The sequence below is a fragment of the Sphingomonas sp. UYP23 genome (assembly GCF_054059235.1).
Map to the genome: position 1 here is coordinate 1,181,713 of NZ_JBSSBX010000001.1, position 17,568 is coordinate 1,199,280.

Consider the following 17,568-nt stretch of genomic DNA (forward strand, 5'->3'; position numbering starts at 1 on the left):
TTCGGTCGTGGGGCAGGAAACGATTCCCGCGCTAAATCGCCCTAGCGGGGCGGCATTACAACCACCAGCTTGACGATGTGGGCCCGCAGCACCAAACCGCGCGCTATGGCCGATCCGATACCGCTCCGCGACGTACCCCCACGCACATCCGAGACGCGCGAAACGCTCGTCTTCTTCCTCAAGCTCGCGATCGTCGTGTTCGTGTTTCGCAGCTTCGTCTTTGCGCCATTCAGCATCCCGTCGCAGTCGATGCTGCCGCGGCTCTATATCGGCGACTATCTGTTCGTCTCGAAATGGAATTACGGCTATTCGCGCTGGTCGCTGCCCTGGGGCGTGCCGCTGATCCCGGGGCGGATCCTCGGGCGCGATCCGGCGCGCGGCGACGTCGTCGTGTTCCGCGGCCCTCCGGGCGACGACCATGACGTGATCAAGCGCGTGATCGGCCTGCCCGGCGACAGTGTGCAGATGCGCCACGGTCAGGTGATCCTCAACGGGAAGCCCGTACCCAAGGTCAAGATCGCCGACTTCACGATCCCGCTCTCGCCCAATTACCCCGGCGGCAGCGAATGTCCCGCCGAGTTCGAGGACGTTTCTCGAGCAAATGGGGCGGCCGGCAAGCCGATCTGCCGCTACCAGCAATTCCGCGAGACGCTGCCCAACGGCAAGAGCTACGCCGTGCTCGACCGCGGCGAGCAGATCAACGCCGACGAAACCGGCGTCTACAACGTCCCCGCCGGCCACGTCTTCGTGATGGGCGACAATCGCGACGACAGCGGCGACAGCCGCTTCGATCCGCCCGAGGGCATGGGGATGGTTCCGATGGAGCGGATCGAGGGCAAGGCGGTGTTCTCCTTCTTCTCGACCGACGGCTCGGCCAACTGGCTGCTCCCCTGGACGTGGTTCTCGGCGGCACGCTGGAGCCGGATCGGGGAAGGCTTTTGAGCGCAGATCGGAGTGACGGGGGCCTCAGCGCCTGGATCGCCGCGAGCCTCGGCCATACACCGCGCGACATCGCGCCGTTCGAGCGCGCGCTGACGCATGGCAGCCAGGCCAAGGCAAATTACGAGCGGCTCGAATTCCTCGGCGACCGCGTGCTCGGGCTGGTGATGGCGGAATGGCTGTTCGAGCTGTTCCCGAACGAGCCCGAAGGCGCGCTGTCGAAGCGCTTCAATGCCTTGGTGACGGGCGCGGTGTGCGCCGATGTAGCGCGCTCACTCGGCGTCGCGGCGCAATTGAAGCTCGGCAAGCAGGCGCGCGACGACGGCGCGTCGGACAGCGACAACGTACTCGGCGACGTGATGGAGGCGCTGATCGGGGCACTCTACCGCGAGGCCGGGCTCGACGGCGCGCGCGCCGCGATCCGCACCGCCTGGGGCGACCGCGCGAGCCGCGAACTGACCGTACCGCAGCATCCCAAATCGGCGTTGCAGGAATGGGCCGCGGCGCACAACCGCAAGGCGCCGGCGTACGAGGTGGTAGAGCGCTCGGGACCGCACCACGCGCCACGCTTCCGCGTGAAGGCGCTGATCGGGACGTTTGCTGAAGCCGAGGCCGAGGGAAGTTCGAAGCAGGAGGCCGAGACGGCGGCCGCGACGGCGTTGTTGGAGACGGTGCGGCAGGCGGGCCGCGGGTAACGGCCTTCGACAGGCATCGGACGAACGGGTTAGGATCTTTTAGACGCGAACAAATCCGCGCGACCGAACTGGAGCCTCGCAATGAAAGTCGTCCTCCCCGCCCTCGCCCGCGCTTTGCTCGAACCCAAGCTGCCGGCCGGACTAGACCTCGTCTGGGTCGCGACCCGCGCGGAAGCGACCGCGGCGATGGCCGATGCCGATATCGGCTGGGTCGATCTCATTCCACACGGCCTGACGCCCGAAGCCGTCGCGGCGGGGGCGTCGCTCCAATGGCTGTTCACCGCGATTGCCGGGCTCGACTCGCTCGACCTGTCCGAACTTGCCCGGCGCGGGACGATCGTCACCAATGGCGCCGGCATCAATGCGATCGCGGTGGCCGAATATACCGTGCTCGGGGTGCTCGCCGCGGCGAAGCGCTTCGACCAGGTCGTGCGGATCGCCGACCGGCACGAATGGCCCGATGTGGCGCCGGGCCGGATCGAGCTGTTCGAAACGCGCGCGTTGATCATCGGATACGGCGCGATCGGTACGCTGGTCGGCGCGCGGCTCAAGGCGTTCGGGGTCGCGGTCACCGGCGTCACGCGCTCGGGCCGCGACGGCACGCTGACCCCTGATGCGTGGAAGCCGCGGCTTGGCGACTTCGATTGGGTGATCCTCGCCGCTCCCTCGACCGACACGACCAAGGCGATGATCGGCGCGGACGAGCTCGCCGCGATGAAGCCGAGCGCCTGGCTGATCAACATCGCGCGCGGCGAGATGGTCGATCAGGACGCGCTGATCGCCGCGCTGACGCAGAAGACGATCGCCGGCGCCTATCTCGACACCGTCACGCCCGAGCCGCTGCCCGCCGATCATCCCTTATGGTCGGCGCCGAACACGATCCATTCGATGCATCTGTCGGGCCGCAGCCAGACCAAGATGTTCCAGCGTGCGGCGGCGTTGTTCCTGCGCAACCTCGACGCGTTCCTGGCGGGACGCGCGATGGAGAATGTGGTCGATCTCGACGCCGGCTATTGAGGCCGGGACGGCGCCCGATCCTTTCGGGCGCCGTCCTGCCGATCAATAGCCGTCGTTGCGCCAGTCGCGACCGCGGCCCCAGCCACCATGTTCGAAGCGCTCGCGCTGCCAGTGGCGGCGGCGGGCCTGCTCCTGCCAGCGACGATGCTGGATCCAGCGCTGGCGGGCATAGCCCCCGCCCTGATATCCACCGCGCTGGTAGCCGCGATCGCCGTACCGGCGGTCCCCGCGGTCGTGATAGCCGTAGCCATCCTGATACTGGGCAGGGCTGTTCCAGCCACCATAGCGCTGCGCCGAGGCGGCGCCGGGGATGATCGCCAGCAGGGCCGTCAGGCCGAGCGACGCCGGAAGGATCAGTTTACGAAACATGCGCGAACTCCTCGTCGGCAAGAGGCCGATCGCTGTCGTCTAGCAATCCGCCGATGCGCCATCGCTGAACGCATGATGCAGCCAAGGTTAACCCCGCCAATCGTCAAAACGACGATCGCCCCGCCATTGCCGACGGGGCGTTCGAATACACCACGCGACGGCCGTACGCGTCGCCATTGTCTTGGACACCGTGGCAATCCCGTCGACGATCTCGACGCGGGATATCAAACGACGCGTCTCAACACCCGCCAAGTCCCGTGACCGCGCCAAGCAGGCTTGGCCTGCACCGCTTCTTCGGGCGGTCCGCGCTCGATCGGTCGCCTGCCGACCGATCGCCCGCCGATTCGTCATCCATCTCGGGCATTCCGGGAAAGAAGGTGGCCGAGGTGCGGAAGCGCACGCGCGCACTCCACTCCTGATTCCACGGTCCCGTTGCGGGTCGCTCGGGATAGACGAAGGTCGATTCGGGCCCATAGCCGATCAGCGTTCCGAACAGCATCTCGCCCGCCGCCTGCTTCACTTCGGCCGGCACCGCGCAATTGGTCTGTGTCGGCGCGAGCAACGTCCCGTCTGCCACAAGCCGCTGCGCCGTGGCCGGGCTGATCCAGTCCCAGAGCGCGCCGCCGAATTCGCGGCTGGTCGAGGATGACCACCAGACGATGTCGCCGGTATCGGTGTTGCCGCGCCGCCCGGCATCCTTCGCCCCCATCATCCAGGCGTAATAGCCGGTCGCCATCGGCACGCCGTTCCACGACAGCTGGACCGCGCCGTCGGGTCCGCCACCGGTGCGCACGTGAAGGCCCTGCAGATAGTCCTGCTGCAGGTTGAAAGTGATCGAAGGCGCGAAGGTCGATTGGATCCGATGATCGCCCAGCAGCGACCCGCCCTGCGGCTGGCGGCCCGACCGTGGGTTGGGCCATTCGGCATAGCTGCGGCTGTTGGCGAGCGTCGGCCCACGATCGACTGGTACGCGGGCGGTGAACAGGTCGGGCGGCATCTGCCCCGCCGCGAGCTTGGAGAAGTCGATCACCACCGGCTGGCCCGGCCGCGCATGCGCGCCACATCCCCAGAAGATGAGCAACCGTCCCTTCGGACGCTCGAACCGTTCGGGCACGTCCTCGCGTCCGCCGGTCCGCTGCGGCGCAAGCAGCGGGACCGAAGCGCCCATCGCCGCTTGGGGAAGGAAATAATGATCGCCCTGCACCGCCCCCGTCGCGCCGAGCGTCGAGCCGAGGCGCAAATGCACCTCATGCTGGTCGCCGTCACGGCGGCCGCCCATGCCCGCCATCATCGCACCGATGTTCGGCTTGCCGCCGCTAGCGGCCATGCCGCCCATTCCGCCGATGCCGGTCGATGTGCCGACATCCATCGCGTACCGCGCCTTGGGGCCGGTAATGGGCTGGCTCGATGTGGGCCGGGGCGTTTTCGGTACGGGCTTGCGCTGGGCGACGACGGAGCCTGCGCTCAACGCTGCGACGGCAGTTGCGATTACGATCAGACGGCGCATTGACGACCCCCCTCTTGAAACGGCGCGGAAATAATAGTCTCAAAACGGCCCCATAACCAGAGCAGGTTTTTCCCGCGCATTGAGCGAGATGCCCGACGCCAGCGGAGAAGTGGCCCGTCCTCACGCCGCGCCGGATATGTAACGCGCCACGAGTCGCGCCTCGGATGATTTACCCCAACAGGGAAAATCGCCCTTGCCTCCATTACCTCATCTGGGTAATGCGACACGTATGACGACGATGGCCGGCCTCAAGATCAAACGTTTCCGCGAAGACCGCGCGCTCACCCGCGCTGCGTTCGGCGCATGGTACGGCGCGCCGGGCTCGACCGTCCAGGGCTGGGAAGAAGATGGCAAGCGCGCCAGCGGCCCAGTCGTCAACCAGATCGCCGCCAACGCGATCGCCACCCACGCCGATTGGTATATTCAGATTCGCACGGAGAATGACATGAGCAGCTGGGCCCCGGATAGCTGGACGCGCGCCGATGCGCGGCAGATGCCGACCTATCCCGACGCCGCCGCGCTCGACGCCGCGACCGACCAGCTCGCCTCCTTCCCGCCGCTCGTCTTCGCGGGTGAAGCGCGCAACCTCACTGCCGACCTCGGTCGCGTCGCCGAGGGCAAGGCGTTTCTGCTGCAGGGCGGCGACTGCGCCGAATCGTTCGCCGAGCACAGCGCGAACAACATTCGCGACACCTTCCGCGTCATCCTGCAGATGGCGGTCGTGCTCACTTTCGCCTCGAAGCTGCCGACGGTGAAGCTCGGGCGGATGGCGGGGCAATTCGCCAAGCCGCGCTCGGCCGATACCGAGACGATCGGCGACGTCACGCTCCCCGCCTATCGCGGCGACATCGTCAACGATATCGACTTCACCGACGCCGGCCGCCAGCCCGACCCGCAGCGGATGATCCGCGCTTACTCGCAATCGGCCGCGACGCTCAACCTGCTGCGCGCCTTCGCAACGGGTGGCTATGCCAACCTGCACCAGGTCCATCGCTGGACGCACGATTATATGGGCCGCAGCCCGTGGGCCGAGAAATACAGCCACGTCGCCGACCGGATCGGTGAGGCGCTCGACTTCATGGAAGCGTGCGGGATCAGCCCCGAGACGGTGCCGCAGCTGGCGCAGACGCAATTCTATACGAGCCACGAGGCGCTGCTGCTGCGTTACGAACAGGCGCTGACGCGCCAGGATTCGCTGACCGGCGACTGGTACGACACGTCGGCGCACTTCCTGTGGATCGGCGACCGCACGCGTTTCGAGGGCAGCGCGCATGTCGAATATCTGCGCGGGATCGGCAACCCGATCGGCATGAAATGCGGCCCGAGCCTCGAGCCCGACGCGTTGCTGCGGCTGCTCGACACGCTCAACCCCAATCGCGTCCCCGGCCGCATGACGCTGATAACGCGCTACGGTCACGACAAGATTGAGGCGGGCCTGCCCAAGCTGGTGCGCGCCGTGCTGCGCGAGGGGCATCCGGTGGTGTGGAGCTGCGATCCGATGCACGGCAACGTCGTCAAGGCCGCCAACGGCTACAAGACGCGGCCGTTTGACAGGATCCTGGCGGAAGTGCGCGGCTTCTTCGCGGTGCATCGCGCCGAAGGCTCGATCGCGGGTGGCATCCATGCCGAGATGACGGGGCAGAACGTGACGGAATGTACCGGTGGTCTGGTCGATGTGACCGAGCAGTCGCTCGCGGACCGCTACCATACGCATTGCGACCCACGGTTAAACGCCGGTCAATCGCTCGAGCTCGCGTTCCTGCTGGCCGAAATGCTCAACGAGGAAATGGCCGAACGGCGGCGCGCGGCGGCCTGAGCCACCGCGCGCTGCCCAGGGTCAGAGGGCGCTGCGGCCCTGCAGCAGGCGGACCACGACGACGATCAGCGCGATCACGAGCAGGATGTGGATCAAGCCACCGCCGATATGAACGGCAAACCCGAGTGCCCAGAGAACGAGCAAGACAACGACGATAGTCCAAAGCATCGGGAAACCCTTTATTTTCGCGGCAGGAAATTCAAACCGTATCTGAAACAAAAACGCCGATCGGCGCGGCAAGTTCCGCTTCACCGGTGAATTGCACCGCCTCGACCGCACCGTCTTGACGGGGCGCCCCCCGGTGGGTATTGCGCCGTTTCGCGCAAGCGGCCCCTTCGTCTAGCGGTTAGGACGACGCCCTCTCACGGCGTAAGCACGAGTTCGATTCTCGTAGGGGTCACCAATTTCGGCTCAATCCGCAGAAATCCAGCATTTACGTTGGTTTCACCTCCTCCTGGTACAGCGAGCAGGTACAGCGGGACGAACTATGGTGGCGATGGCGGAGCCCTGGCGGCATCCTGAAACTGGAACATATTACCTGCGCAGGCAGATCCCGAAGCCGCTCCGCGAGGAGTTCGGCGGGCGGCAGCTGTGGAAGCGTTCTTTGGACACGAAGGATCCTGGCGAGGCGCGCCGAGTGTTCGCCGCGCTCAACGCCGAACTCGAGGCGAACTTCGAGATGGCTCGGCGGGCTATCTCGGAGCGCGCGACCGGCACGCGCCTCACCACAACGCAGGCAGAAGCTGCCCTGTCGAGAGCGTGCGCCCTCCACCGCGGTAGTCGGCTCGATCGCTTCCCCGTTCTGTCCAACCTCTACTGGTCGGAAGAGGCAGCGGTGTCGGCGATCGGGTGCGGACCAATTACCCTTTTCCAAGATCCTTCGCCGGCAGGGTTTGCAGCAATGGACGCGACGCGGCTCCCGGGCGATGTGTGGATGCGCGTCGTCAGGACACGTTCGCGCAAGGACACCCTTTTCATGGCCGAGCACGCGGTCCTATGGATCCATGGTGCCTTCCGGAACGAGGGCGGCTTCGGCGACTTGGTGCGCGACACCGAAAACGACTGGGCGCTCGTCGAGGCAATTACCGCGGCAGTCGAGCGCGAGCAGGCGGACCTGCGTGCGCTGATCGCATCACCGTTCCGGCCGACAAATACCCGCCTGCGCCCCGACATGACGCTGCGCGAGTTGTTCGACGAATGGAAGGTCAAGACGCCTGCGCCCGGCGCACAGGGCGCGCACGAGACCGGAACCACGGTGGAGGACTTCATCGACTTCGCTGGCGACGTGCCCGTAGCGCAGATCAGCGGCGACCACGTCTACAACTTCCGTGACGCAGTGGCGTCACTGCCGAAGGCTATGCCGCTGCACATCAGAGCAATGACCTTCAATGCGCGAATGGCGGCCTGCCGGGCCATAACCGGACCCAAGGTGGCGCCAGCCTCGGTGAAGCGTCGCGTCGGGCACATGCAGTCGCTGCTCACGCACGCGTTCAACCAGCGCTGGATCGAGACGAATTCGGGAAGCGGCATCCGCATCGAGGGCTACACCAAGAACACCGGCGGCCGGCGTCCCTTTCTCGACGACGAGCTCGCCACGCTGTTCGCCAGCGATCTGTTCCTACGGCCCGGTAGCTGGTCTGAGAGGCGGGAGTCGGTCGGAGACATGACGCTCGCCTGGCTGTTCCTCCTCGGTCTCACGAATGGCGCACGCATCGAGGAAATCGGCCAGACCGAGCTCGCGAACGTGAAGCGCGATGGCGGCGTACTATACCTCGACCTCGGTGCGGATGCAGTGGTGAAGAACGAAACCTCACGGCGCATGATCCCGTTGCATGATCTCGTCATAGATCTTGGGTTTGAGGCCTATGTCGCCGCCCTTAGGAAGGCCGGCAGGACGCGTCTGTTCCCGGATCTGAAGCCCAACAAGTTCGACAAGCTGTGTCAGGCGGCCTCGCGGGTCGCCAACCGCCTGATTGACAAGGTCGTGGCGGACGATTCGCGGATCGCGTTTCACTCACTGCGGCACAACTTCAAGGATCTCGCACGCGACGTCCCAATCGAGAAGTACATCGTCGATCAGATCATGGGTCACGCCGGCATCTCCACCGGCGACAAGTACGGCGTCGGGGCCCGGCTCAAAACTCTCAAGCGCGAGCTCGACCGGGTGAAGTTCGAGATGGTCGACTGGACTGCGGTGAGGACCGCTTTCACGATGGTCGATTGGGAAAAGTCAGTGGGCGACCGGACATGATGCACTGCTATGTTGTCTTCACGGACCCGGGTCACGTGTTCGAGAGCATTCACCGGACGGTCGACGGGGCGACCGCGATGGCTGCGAGCATCGGAGCCGCCAGCATGCCAGATGGATCGGAGATCACCATCGACGCGGTCACTGCCGTTCTTCGGCACGCCGCATCCATCTCCTTCGCCTGTCACGCAGAAGATGGAATCGCCACCGCGCACATCGAACGGCACGCGATCCTTGTCTAGCTCTTAGACCACGCAAGGGCGCGGTCCCCCTCCGCACCCTCGGATCCTTCACTCAATCCCTACGGCTCAGGCTTGCGAGGCGATGAAACATTCTCCGGGCCGCGTACGCCAGGTCTCAGCCGGAACACATCTCGACCGCTTTCAAGTACGCTCAAGGTTGCCGCTTTCGATTGGATACCGGTCACGGCGCGGACACCAACTTCGCTACGTAGTACGCATGAAGCATTTGCTGGGCCGCAAGCGCCATACCATGCTCTTCGTGCGCCAACCCCGGAACCTCGGTAAACCAGACGTTCGGGGTGCGACCACTTTCGAGCGCGAGCGATCGCATCACGGAGACCCAGGCGCGCCCCCGCTCCAGGCGCGAGGTTCCGATCTGCCCAAGAGCGGGCGGCCGGGGTTCGACATCCCTCGACCCGACAATCACCTCGACGGGCGCACCCGCCGCAGCCCGGACCCAGGCGACCTTGGAGGGTGCCGCCCGCAGTGACTTTCCGGGGCCCATTCCAAATGGCCATTCGACCAACTCGGTCGGCATCGCGTAGGTGGATGGCGCGCTAAGATAGGCGCACTCGATCCGTTCGGGGTGCGCGACGACGAAGCGCGCGACGAACTGGCCACCTGCCGAGTGGCCGTGGATGCAAAAGCGGCCAGATGAACCAGGCAGCGCGCGCTTGACCGGCCCGTCGGCCAGCGCATCGACGAACGCGTCGGGCGGCACGACGCGGCCCTCGAGCGTCCTGTAATCGAGAAAGTCGGTGCCGCCGAGCACCGGCGCCACGATCAGGACGTGATTGCGCTCGGCGAAGGGTATCCACTCAGCCAAATTCCTCCAAGCGTAGGACAGGATGGTTGCGTCCGAGGCCTCGTCCCATGGATAGCCGAACGCAAGCACGAGAACGTGCCTTGGATGATGGGGGACAAAATAGGTCACCGGAGCGTAGCGCGTCGACAAGATCGCAACGGCACCGGTTCTGTTGAAGCGCCACCTGTCAGCACCTTGGACCGCCGGCGTCGCCTTACCGGAAGCCGGCGTGGGGTGCGCGATGAGGAGGCTGGCGGCACTCAGCGCACACGCTCCAAAGCCCAGGCTGAGTCGCATTGGGTAATGCCTTTCCGCCTCTGACGGTCGCTACAATGTCATCCGATGAATGCGGAATGCCAGACTTTGCCGGATCAGATCAATGCGATTGGGGCAGGCGACCTCCGAGATGTCGCAGACGAAGCCGGGAACCAAACCGCTACCCATCGAGGCCGTAGCACGGTCCGTCTGACAGGCTTTGTGATACGAACGACCGTCTATGCGGCGTAGTTAACAGATCCACGGGTGGACCCATTGCCGCTATCATCTACCGTTATTGCCGAAGAACGGGGTGCGGCCACATCCGCGCCCATCCCACGACAGGAGCAACCGAAATTTCCAGGCAGTCTCGTCAGAGCATCCGATCAACGGCTACGCGCCGACCCGGGCTCAGGATTGCCGCGCTGCTCGTTGCGGCGCTCGGATCAACGGGAACGTCGAGCGCCAACACGTCCCCGACCATCGCACGCGAGCGGGCCGGCTGGCACAGCGACCTTCTTCTGCTCGCGCATGAGCTACCAAGCAGGCACGCCAACGCCTTTCATCTGATCACGCGCGAGAAGTTCAGAACAGAGGTCTTCTCGCTGGAGGCTCGCATACCAACGATCGGCGCCGATGCGTTCTGGGTAGGCCTCGACCAGATCGCGAACTCGATAGGTGACGGGCACACGCTTATGCGCCTGCCGCATGATGCCCCCAGCTTCGCACTCGCGTTCCGGCGGTTCGGCCATGACTACCGGTTGATTGCGGCGCCTGCGGCCGAAAGCACGGGCGCTCTCGTCGGTGCCCGCCTCATAGCGATCGGGCGTCTGCCGGTCGAAAGCATCCGCCGCAAGCTGATGCCGCTGACGCCGGTCGACGAAACGCAGCCCCTCCGAGAGTCCCGGGCAGAGTCACTGCTGATCAGCGGAACCGTCCTCCATGGGCTCGGCATAACTAGTGATGCGTCGCACGCCCGATACACCCTGCAGAAGGACGACGGGCAGATGGTCTCGGTTGACGTCACCAGCTCGAATGCCAAGCCGTCATCTAACTGGAAGTTTGCGAGTCGGACCGCCGCACGCTCACTAGTACGACCGAACACCGGCCTGAACTGTTCCAAGACCGAGGTGCCGACTACGGTCTACTGCTCCTTCACCGCCTATGACGATCTGGCCAGGACTTCGCCCCGCGCACTGGATGTGATCGACCGCTCGGGCACCAACCGGCTGATCCTAGACTTGCGCGAAAATGGTGGCGGCGATTTCTGCGAAGGGCTCAAGTACGTCGTCGAGCCCTTGGCGGCCCGCCGGGTCAACCGCCCAGGCCATCTCGTAGTTCTGGTCGGCCCCCGCACCTTCTCGGCGGCGATGTCCAACGCCGCTCACTTTCGCCAGACCACGAGCGCGCTCCTGATCGGCGAGCCGATCGGGGAGCGCCCGAACAGCTATCAGGAGGCTGACGAAGTCGTTCTGCCCTATACTGGTTGGACATTGCGCTATTCAACCCGCCTCTACCGTTTCTCGCAGTCGCGGGATAATCTCATACGGCCCGATTTCGTGGTTCCCACCAGTTGGAGCGATTTCAATCGGGGCCGCGACGCGCCGCTCGAATTGGCGCTCACGATCAGGTCCGATAAGGCGCCGCGCAGCAATCACCGTCTTCGGACTAGCCATGCATCAGAGAGCGAATCCTGCACTACGCGTCAGTAGTCGGCGCCGCCTCGATCGAAGCGGCGCACACCGAGCGGCACCCCAACCTCGTTCAGCTCGTTCACCGAATCGGCACCGAGCAGATCGGCCCGATGCCCGGATAGACTATGAGCGCCTGTGCCGCTCCATTGGCATCGACGTAGAGACAAATCAGTTCGCTGCGCCGAAGGTTCCTGAGCTTCCTAACCTTCCGACGGCCATCATTAGGTGTGGCGATCCGAGATACGGCGACGCGTGTCATCCGGGCCAACGCGAGTTAGGCGCTCGTCGGGTAGACATTGAATCGACTTGGAAAGGCTGTCGGACTGCCGGAGGCGTGACGGCGCTTAATCGAACTCCCGAAGAAGGACTTCTTGTCGTTCGTCGACGTACGGCAGCCGTTCGTATCCGAGATTTCGCCCGGATCCGTGATCCTGCCGTTCATGCCCTGGCGCGAGCAATAGCTCTTGAGTCCGCGAATATGCGCCATCGTCGCGGTCATTCCGGTCGCGTTGGAGGACGCGGCCAGTGCGGCTTATCGACATAGTGATGCAATCTCCGAAGACGCAGAGCTGCACGGTTGGCCGCGTCACCCGCGACATGCCCGCCGCCGGCGTGCTCGCGTCCGCACTAGACGGCTGTGCCACCCGCTATGTTCTTGATCGGGCCGCGTCCGCGCAGGTCTCGAGACTGGTATCGATTCCAGGTGGTCCGATCGCATACCCGGACGAGCTTACGCGACTGCCCGCAAGACCGTTTTGGCTCGAATGCTGGCCAGACGCGGATCCCTACCCCGTAACCGGCAAGCAAACCCTATGTCGCTACGGCTTCTACGTCGAACCGTTTGCCGATGGGCGCGGGGGAATGGTCGAGTGCGTGGTGGAGACTACGAACGGCGAAGCATGCCTGCTTGCCGCGCACGTTGAGTTCGACCTGACCGAACGAACGCTGTCACCTATCGGGGAGCGATGCCACCGAATGCGACATGCCGAGAACCCGGAGGTGGACCGGCTGCTCGCCATGTCGCGCCTCATCGTCGGAGAGGACTGGATGCGTCTCGCCCGTAACGTCCCGGCGAAATATTCGGAGTTCGTCGCTTGGCAGGCACAGCGTGCTTGGAACTCGGTGCCGCTGCTGCTCGGCTTCTCCGCCCTGCTGAACACGCGTATGGCCTTCATCGAACGGCCTTCGTCGTTGGACCGACTGAACAGTGGCCGAACCTACAAAGGAAGACCGGCGCTGCTCGAGCATATCGAGCTTGGCCTCAATCTCACGCCAGGCGAGACGACCCACCCGGGGGGTCAAGGCGTTGCGGCGGCGCGTCAGACACCCCGCTTCCACTTCGTCCGCGGGCACGACGTTACGCGCGGCGGCCGCACGTTCTGGCGCACCTCCCACTTTCGTGGAGATGGCTCCATAGAACCGACGCGAACATTCCGGGTGACAGCGCGCGGAGGATGTACGGTAACATGACCTTCGAACCGACAGGCCTGCGGCACATCGAGATGGACAATTTGCATCGGATCGACGTCGGCCCCGGCTGCACCCGCTACGATCTGCCGAGCCGGAACGGCATGCGGGCGTGGGTGGTCGACATCGCGGTGCGGTCTGGCCGCATGTGGACCGCCATGATGAGTTCGGTGAGGACATCTTCGTCGTGTCGGGCGAGTTGATTGAGGGCGGCAGGTGCTACGGGCCTGGCTCCTTTCTCCACTTCGAGCCAAACAGCAGCCATCGGCCTCGCAGCGAGGCTGCCGTGCGCCTGTTCGGGGTCAACCTTCAGTGGCAGGAAGCGTCGCTCGCCAGTCCGGCTTTGTAAACAAAGCAATGAGCGCGAGGGTGACCGCAGTGCACCTTGCCCTAGGCGAGAAGGAACCCCTGCGCGACGGCGTCGGTGATCAGCCTCTCCGCGAGGTCGCCGAGATCGGGGGACGCCTCTCCTATCAGCTGCATCTGCTCCCTCACCTGCGAGGCCCGCACGCCGTTCGCCTGCCAGGTCCGTCCCCTAATCTGGTAGCTGTGCAGCAGCGGCTGCAGGCGATCCATTGCACGAGCAAAGCGCGCGTCCGGGCTCTTGCGTGCCTCGAATTCTTCCCAGATCTCGCGAAGGGCCTCCCCCTGATCCGCCGGGAGCAGGGCATAGATCCTGTCGGCCGCTTGCCGCTCTCGATCCTCACGGCCTAGGTTCGCCGCCACATCGTAGACATAGGCATCCCCGGCATCGATCTCCACGAGGTCATGGATGACAAGCATGGTCATGACGCGGAGTATGTCAGTGCCAGGCGGCGCGTATTCGGCGAGAACCACCGCCATCAACGCCATTTCCCAGCTATGCTCAGCGTCATTCTCGACGCGGGAACCGTCAATCAGGACTGTGCGCCTCCAGACTTCCTTTAGCGCGTCGATCTGGCGAATGAACCGGAGCTGCGAGAGGAGCCGCTCCGGAAGCGTCAGCCCGTCTACGGGTTCCATTTCAGCCATCAGACATCCTTGCTCGTAGGCCTATTACTATCCGCCCGTGGGAAATGACCGACAACTGCGGGCGGCTTTCATCGACGGTCCGCCCAGGTCCGCAAGTCACCAGTCGTGAAGGGTCGCAAATCTGGCTTGGACGGCCGCAACCGTTCGCTTGGGATTGCAACATCCCGGGAATGCATCCCGCAGGCGCGACGTCCCCACGACTTAAAGGGAGCGCACGCGGCATTTCCACCGGTCGCAGTCTTGATCGGGTCCATGACAGCGTTGGTCTAGCTCGGATGCAGCCTAGCATGATCTGCGGATTATCTCACTGCAAAGCCTTGGCCTGACAACGCGTTGCCGCAATGCGACGATCGGACGCCAAGTGACGAACGACCGCCAGCACGTCTCGGGCGGCGCTAGCCGGCGAACATTATTTCGACCATTTTCCTATCAATCCTATCCGACGAGATGTCCCGCCGGGTCTTGGATCGCCCCCGTCGGGGCGCGATGCCGGCAGTTCCCATCGATTGGCGCTCCGGGTTCCGTCCCCGCCGATCACATAAAAGGGAACAGACTCCATGCATCGCAACACGACCTTCCTGCTCGCTACGACGGCCGCATTCGCCCAGATCACCAGCGCGGGAGCCGCGCGGGCGCAGGCGATCGCCGACGCGGTTTCGCAGGAGCCATCGGCCCCGGCGACAACGTCGGACGCCGTGGACAAATCGCAGGAGATCGTCGTCACCGGATCGCGGATCGCGCGCACCGGCCTGACCTCGTCGACCCCGGTCTCCGTGATAAGCACGCAAGCGATCCAGAACACCGGCCAGGGCAACATCCAGGACATCGTGGGTGAACTGCCGTCCGTCGGAACACCCAACCTGTCCCGCAGCAGCTCGAACTTCCTCTCGAGCGGCAACGGCTCTGCCACGCTGAATCTGCGCAACCTGGGTCAGTCTCGCACCCTGGCTCTCATCAACGGACGGAGGTCCGTCGGTGTACCGGGCGGTTCCGCGCTGGACGTCAACAATGTCCCGACTGACATGGTCGACCGCATCGAGGTGCTTACGGGTGGCGCATCTGCGACGTACGGGAGCGATGCCGTCGCGGGCGTGGTGAACTTCGTGCTGAAGGAAAAGTTCGACGGCTTGCGGTTGCGGGCCCAGAACACGATCTCGGACAAGGGCGACGCGGCGCGCCAGCTCGTGTCGGTCACCGGCGGTCAGTCCTTTGCGGACGACCGTGGGCACGTCATCGCGAACTTCACCTTCGACAATGACCAGGGGCTTCGCTCGGCGAACCGGGGTTTCTCGGCGCGCGATACGACGAATAGCAGCTATGCCGCGCAGGGTCTTTTCAGCGTGGACGGCAATTTTAGCGGGTCGAATGGGAAGACCTTCACCTTCGACAGGTCGAACAATCTGAAGGCGTATCAAGGTGCGGCCGTGGATGGATACAACCGCAACGGCGACCGCTACTTGGCTGTCCCGGTGCAGAGGCTGCAGGGTGCGGCGCTCGCAAACTTCCAGTTCTCGGACGCGCTCAAGCTGTACGCGGAGGGGGAATACTCCCACGTCTCGTCCCGCTCGAGCCTGGAGCCTGCTCCGGTCGCCAACGCAGGAGCCGGAGCGGCGACGAACTTCGATGGCAGCCCGCTCGCGGGGATTCCGATCACCAATCCCTTCATCCCTGATGCGATTCGAGCGGCGATGATCACCGCCGGGACGACCGCGCTGCCGTTCCGTCGCCGATCGAACGACATCTTCAGTCGCAGCAACGACGACCGTCGCGATTACTGGCGCGCCGTGGGCGGGCTGAAGGGTGACGTTGGCGCTTGGCACTACGACGTTTCCTACGAGCATAGCGAGGACAAGGAGCGCACCCAGACGCAGAACATCTCCGCGGCTGCCTACGGCGCGGCTCTGAATTCGGTCCGTGACGGGAGCGGCAACATCGTTTGCGCGGACCCCGCCGCCCGGGCTGCCGGATGCGTTCCCATCAACATCTTCGGCTTCAACACGGTTACGCCGGCCGCGGCGGCGTTCCTACAGAAGTACCCTGGTGCTTCGAATCCGGCCCTTGGATTGGTGCAGGGTGCGAGCCTGACCTATCTCGACATCTCGAAAGTGCAGCAGGACGACGTGGCCCTGAACGTCACCGGAACGTTATTCCGGCTCCCGGGAGGGCCCGCGACGGTGGCGGTCGGCGGGGAGTATCGCAGGGAGGCCAGTTCAGATCTCCTCGATCCCTACACCCGCGCCGGCGTGACGACTGGTAACCAGATAGGCAACACCGTGGGGAGCTTCGACGTAAAGGAGGAGTACGTCGAAGCGGTTTTCCCCATCCTCAAGGATCGGCCCTTCGTGAACTTCCTGCAGCTCGAGGGTGCATTCCGTCACGCCGACTATTCCACTTCCGGGAGCGTCAACAGCTACAAGTTCGGAGGCGAGTACGCGCCCGTCCCGGACCTTAGGTTCCGTGCGGTCTACGCGCAGGCGACGCGGGCTCCCAACATCGTCGATCTCTATCAGAACAACAGCCAGACCTTCTATGGAAGCATCAGCGACCCGTGCGATCAGGGGGCTGGGCTGGGTGACCGGGCGACCACGTTAAGGACGTTACCCGCTGCATGCAGTGCGATTCCGGGCGTCTCCGCCACCGTAGCGAGGAACGGCTCCTTCACCTACACGACAGCGCAGCTGCAGGGCGTGGACGGTCTGCTCGGAGGCAACACTAAACTGCAGCCGGAGACCGCTCATACCCTCACCGCGGGCGTGGTCTTCACTCCGCGCGCTATCAGAGGGTTCTCCCTCACGGTGGACTACTACCGCATCAACATCGAGAACGCGATCGGCACGATCGATCAGAACCTCTCGGTGCAGCAGTGCGTCGCGACGAGCAATCCCGTCTTCTGCTCGAGCGTCGTTCGCAATGCCGCCGGTTTCGTCACGCGCGTCAACACCTTGTCGGTCAACACGGGCACGGCCAAGGTCGCGGGCATCGACGTGCAGGCGAACTACGCACGGCATTTCGGCACGAACGACGCGCTCACGCTGAACGTCTACTGGAACCACCTTTTGAAACAGCAGACGGTGCCCTACCCTGGTGGTGACGTGCAGAACGAAGTCGGTCAGAGCGACACGTATCCGAATGGCACCCGCCTTGGCTCGGGCTTTCGAGACCGCGTATTCGGCACCGCGACGCTGCAGCATGGGCCAGTCAACCTGAACTACCGCCTCGATTACATGAGTGGTGTGTCCGTAGATAACTCCGACCCCACGGCGCAGCGGATCCCGGCATATCTCTATCACAACGTGCAGCTGCGTTTCGATATCGACCAGGCAAGACGGTTCCAGTTCTTCGCGGGGGTCAACAACATGTTCGACAAGAAGCCCCCGGTCGTGAGCGATGCCTATAATTATCCTGGCACCAACACGATCGCGAGCTCCTACGATCTGTACGGGCGGATGTTGTACTCGGGCGTCGACGTGAAGTTCTAGACTGGAGTTGTAGGGCGGCGCGCG

Annotated in this window: 16 protein-coding genes and 1 tRNA gene; 11 read left to right on the forward strand and 6 right to left on the reverse strand. The window is 64.4% G+C overall.

Translation table 11 applies throughout. The annotated features are described in order from the left end of the window. Nucleotides 1-105: 105 nt before the first annotated feature. The 3 genes from lepB to ACVWYO_RS05900 all read left to right on the forward strand — a co-directional run bounded on the left by lepB (nt 106) and on the right by ACVWYO_RS05900 (nt 2,651). On the forward strand, nt 106-942 hold the full coding sequence (lepB, locus tag ACVWYO_RS05890) for a signal peptidase I (protein ID WP_457349190.1): 837 nt from the start codon (nt 106-108) through the stop codon (nt 940-942). Then, nucleotides 939-1,634: a ribonuclease III gene (rnc, locus tag ACVWYO_RS05895; RefSeq protein ID WP_457349191.1), complete on the forward strand. Its 696-nt coding sequence runs from the start codon at nt 939-941 to the stop codon at nt 1,632-1,634. The genes lepB and rnc overlap by 4 nt, the downstream gene beginning before the upstream one ends. Before the next feature lie 81 nt (nt 1,635-1,715). Continuing rightward, entirely contained in the window at nt 1,716-2,651 is a 936-nt protein-coding gene (locus ACVWYO_RS05900) for a D-2-hydroxyacid dehydrogenase (RefSeq protein ID WP_457349192.1), read from the forward strand. 42 nt (nt 2,652-2,693) lie between these two features. Here ACVWYO_RS05900 and ACVWYO_RS05905 read toward each other — a convergent pair whose 3' ends face one another. After that, nucleotides 2,694-3,020 (reverse strand): hypothetical protein, encoded by a 327-nt coding sequence (locus ACVWYO_RS05905; protein WP_457349193.1) that lies wholly within the window; start codon nt 3,018-3,020, stop codon nt 2,694-2,696. Nucleotides 3,021-3,258: 238 nt separating this feature from the next. Then, nucleotides 3,259-4,527, reverse strand: coding sequence for a hypothetical protein (locus ACVWYO_RS05910; protein WP_457349194.1), 1,269 nt, complete (start codon nt 4,525-4,527; stop codon nt 3,259-3,261). A gap of 229 nt (nt 4,528-4,756) precedes the next feature. Between ACVWYO_RS05910 and ACVWYO_RS05915 the strand changes: the two genes are divergently transcribed. Next, nucleotides 4,757-6,343, forward strand: a complete 1,587-nt coding sequence (locus ACVWYO_RS05915) for a class II 3-deoxy-7-phosphoheptulonate synthase (protein WP_457349195.1) — start codon at nt 4,757-4,759, stop codon at nt 6,341-6,343. 21 nt (nt 6,344-6,364) lie between these two features. Here ACVWYO_RS05915 and ACVWYO_RS05920 read toward each other — a convergent pair whose 3' ends face one another. After that, entirely contained in the window at nt 6,365-6,511 is a 147-nt protein-coding gene (locus ACVWYO_RS05920) for a lmo0937 family membrane protein (RefSeq protein ID WP_140847275.1), read from the reverse strand. Nucleotides 6,512-6,671: 160 nt separating this feature from the next. Here ACVWYO_RS05920 and ACVWYO_RS05925 point away from each other — a divergent pair. The 3 genes from ACVWYO_RS05925 to ACVWYO_RS05935 all read left to right on the forward strand — a co-directional run bounded on the left by ACVWYO_RS05925 (nt 6,672) and on the right by ACVWYO_RS05935 (nt 8,833). Continuing rightward, nucleotides 6,672-6,746 (forward strand) — tRNA-Glu (locus ACVWYO_RS05925). 93 nt (nt 6,747-6,839) lie between these two features. Further along, nucleotides 6,840-8,594 (forward strand): DUF6538 domain-containing protein, encoded by a 1,755-nt coding sequence (locus tag ACVWYO_RS05930; protein WP_457349196.1) that lies wholly within the window; start codon nt 6,840-6,842, stop codon nt 8,592-8,594. Then, entirely contained in the window at nt 8,591-8,833 is a 243-nt protein-coding gene (locus ACVWYO_RS05935; protein ID WP_457349197.1) for a hypothetical protein, read from the forward strand. Before ACVWYO_RS05930 ends, ACVWYO_RS05935 begins: the two co-directional genes overlap by 4 nt. A gap of 181 nt (nt 8,834-9,014) precedes the next feature. Here ACVWYO_RS05935 and ACVWYO_RS05940 read toward each other — a convergent pair whose 3' ends face one another. Beyond that, the gene (locus ACVWYO_RS05940; RefSeq protein WP_457349198.1) at nt 9,015-9,935 is read right to left on the reverse strand and encodes a hypothetical protein; all 921 of its coding nucleotides are present in this window, start codon (nt 9,933-9,935) and stop codon (nt 9,015-9,017) included. Nucleotides 9,936-10,588: 653 nt separating this feature from the next. On the opposite strand from ACVWYO_RS05940, the gene ACVWYO_RS05945 reads away from it, so the two are divergent. Continuing rightward, a complete protein-coding gene (locus tag ACVWYO_RS05945; protein WP_457349199.1) occupies nt 10,589-11,605 on the forward strand; it encodes a hypothetical protein in 1,017 nt (338 codons plus the stop codon). Nucleotides 11,606-11,861: 256 nt separating this feature from the next. Here the strand turns inward: ACVWYO_RS05945 and ACVWYO_RS05950 are convergent, their stop codons facing one another. Further along, nucleotides 11,862-12,086 carry a hypothetical protein gene (locus ACVWYO_RS05950; protein WP_457349200.1) on the reverse strand — a complete coding sequence of 75 codons (225 nt, stop codon included), beginning with the start codon at nt 12,084-12,086 and terminating at the stop codon, nt 11,862-11,864. Nucleotides 12,087-12,112: 26 nt separating this feature from the next. Between ACVWYO_RS05950 and ACVWYO_RS05955 the strand changes: the two genes are divergently transcribed. Further along, nucleotides 12,113-13,057, forward strand: a complete 945-nt coding sequence (locus ACVWYO_RS05955) for a hypothetical protein (protein WP_457349201.1) — start codon at nt 12,113-12,115, stop codon at nt 13,055-13,057. After that, nucleotides 13,054-13,257 (forward strand): hypothetical protein, encoded by a 204-nt coding sequence (locus ACVWYO_RS05960; protein ID WP_457349202.1) that lies wholly within the window; start codon nt 13,054-13,056, stop codon nt 13,255-13,257. The genes ACVWYO_RS05955 and ACVWYO_RS05960 overlap by 4 nt, the downstream gene beginning before the upstream one ends. A gap of 187 nt (nt 13,258-13,444) precedes the next feature. On the opposite strand, the gene ACVWYO_RS05965 is transcribed toward ACVWYO_RS05960, so the two are convergent. Then, a complete protein-coding gene (locus ACVWYO_RS05965) occupies nt 13,445-14,065 on the reverse strand; it encodes an HD domain-containing protein (protein ID WP_457349203.1) in 621 nt (206 codons plus the stop codon). 557 nt (nt 14,066-14,622) lie between these two features. Between ACVWYO_RS05965 and ACVWYO_RS05970 the strand changes: the two genes are divergently transcribed. Beyond that, nucleotides 14,623-17,544, forward strand: a complete 2,922-nt coding sequence (locus ACVWYO_RS05970) for a TonB-dependent receptor plug domain-containing protein (protein ID WP_457349204.1) — start codon at nt 14,623-14,625, stop codon at nt 17,542-17,544. Nucleotides 17,545-17,568 lie beyond the last annotated feature (24 nt).

Excerpts from the sequence above, each read along its gene's own strand:
- lepB (WP_457349190.1), top strand. The coding sequence starts at position 106 with ATGGCCGATCCGATACCGCTCCGCGACGTACCCCCACGCACATCCGAG.
- ACVWYO_RS05900 (WP_457349192.1), top strand. The coding sequence starts at position 1,716 with ATGAAAGTCGTCCTCCCCGCCCTCGCCCGCGCTTTGCTCGAACCCAAG.
- ACVWYO_RS05905 (WP_457349193.1), bottom strand. The coding sequence starts at position 3,020 with ATGTTTCGTAAACTGATCCTTCCGGCGTCGCTCGGCCTGACGGCCCTG.
- ACVWYO_RS05910 (WP_457349194.1), bottom strand. The coding sequence starts at position 4,527 with ATGCGCCGTCTGATCGTAATCGCAACTGCCGTCGCAGCGTTGAGCGCA.
- ACVWYO_RS05915 (WP_457349195.1), top strand. The coding sequence starts at position 4,757 with ATGACGACGATGGCCGGCCTCAAGATCAAACGTTTCCGCGAAGACCGC.
- ACVWYO_RS05920 (WP_140847275.1), bottom strand. The coding sequence starts at position 6,511 with ATGCTTTGGACTATCGTCGTTGTCTTGCTCGTTCTCTGGGCACTCGGG.
- ACVWYO_RS05930 (WP_457349196.1), top strand. The coding sequence starts at position 6,840 with ATGGCGGAGCCCTGGCGGCATCCTGAAACTGGAACATATTACCTGCGC.
- ACVWYO_RS05935 (WP_457349197.1), top strand. The coding sequence starts at position 8,591 with ATGATGCACTGCTATGTTGTCTTCACGGACCCGGGTCACGTGTTCGAG.
- ACVWYO_RS05940 (WP_457349198.1), bottom strand. The coding sequence starts at position 9,935 with ATGCGACTCAGCCTGGGCTTTGGAGCGTGTGCGCTGAGTGCCGCCAGC.
- ACVWYO_RS05945 (WP_457349199.1), top strand. The coding sequence starts at position 10,589 with ATGCGCCTGCCGCATGATGCCCCCAGCTTCGCACTCGCGTTCCGGCGG.
- ACVWYO_RS05950 (WP_457349200.1), bottom strand. The coding sequence starts at position 12,086 with ATGACCGCGACGATGGCGCATATTCGCGGACTCAAGAGCTATTGCTCG.
- ACVWYO_RS05960 (WP_457349202.1), top strand. The coding sequence starts at position 13,054 with ATGACCTTCGAACCGACAGGCCTGCGGCACATCGAGATGGACAATTTG.
- ACVWYO_RS05965 (WP_457349203.1), bottom strand. The coding sequence starts at position 14,065 with ATGGCTGAAATGGAACCCGTAGACGGGCTGACGCTTCCGGAGCGGCTC.
- ACVWYO_RS05970 (WP_457349204.1), top strand. The coding sequence starts at position 14,623 with ATGCATCGCAACACGACCTTCCTGCTCGCTACGACGGCCGCATTCGCC.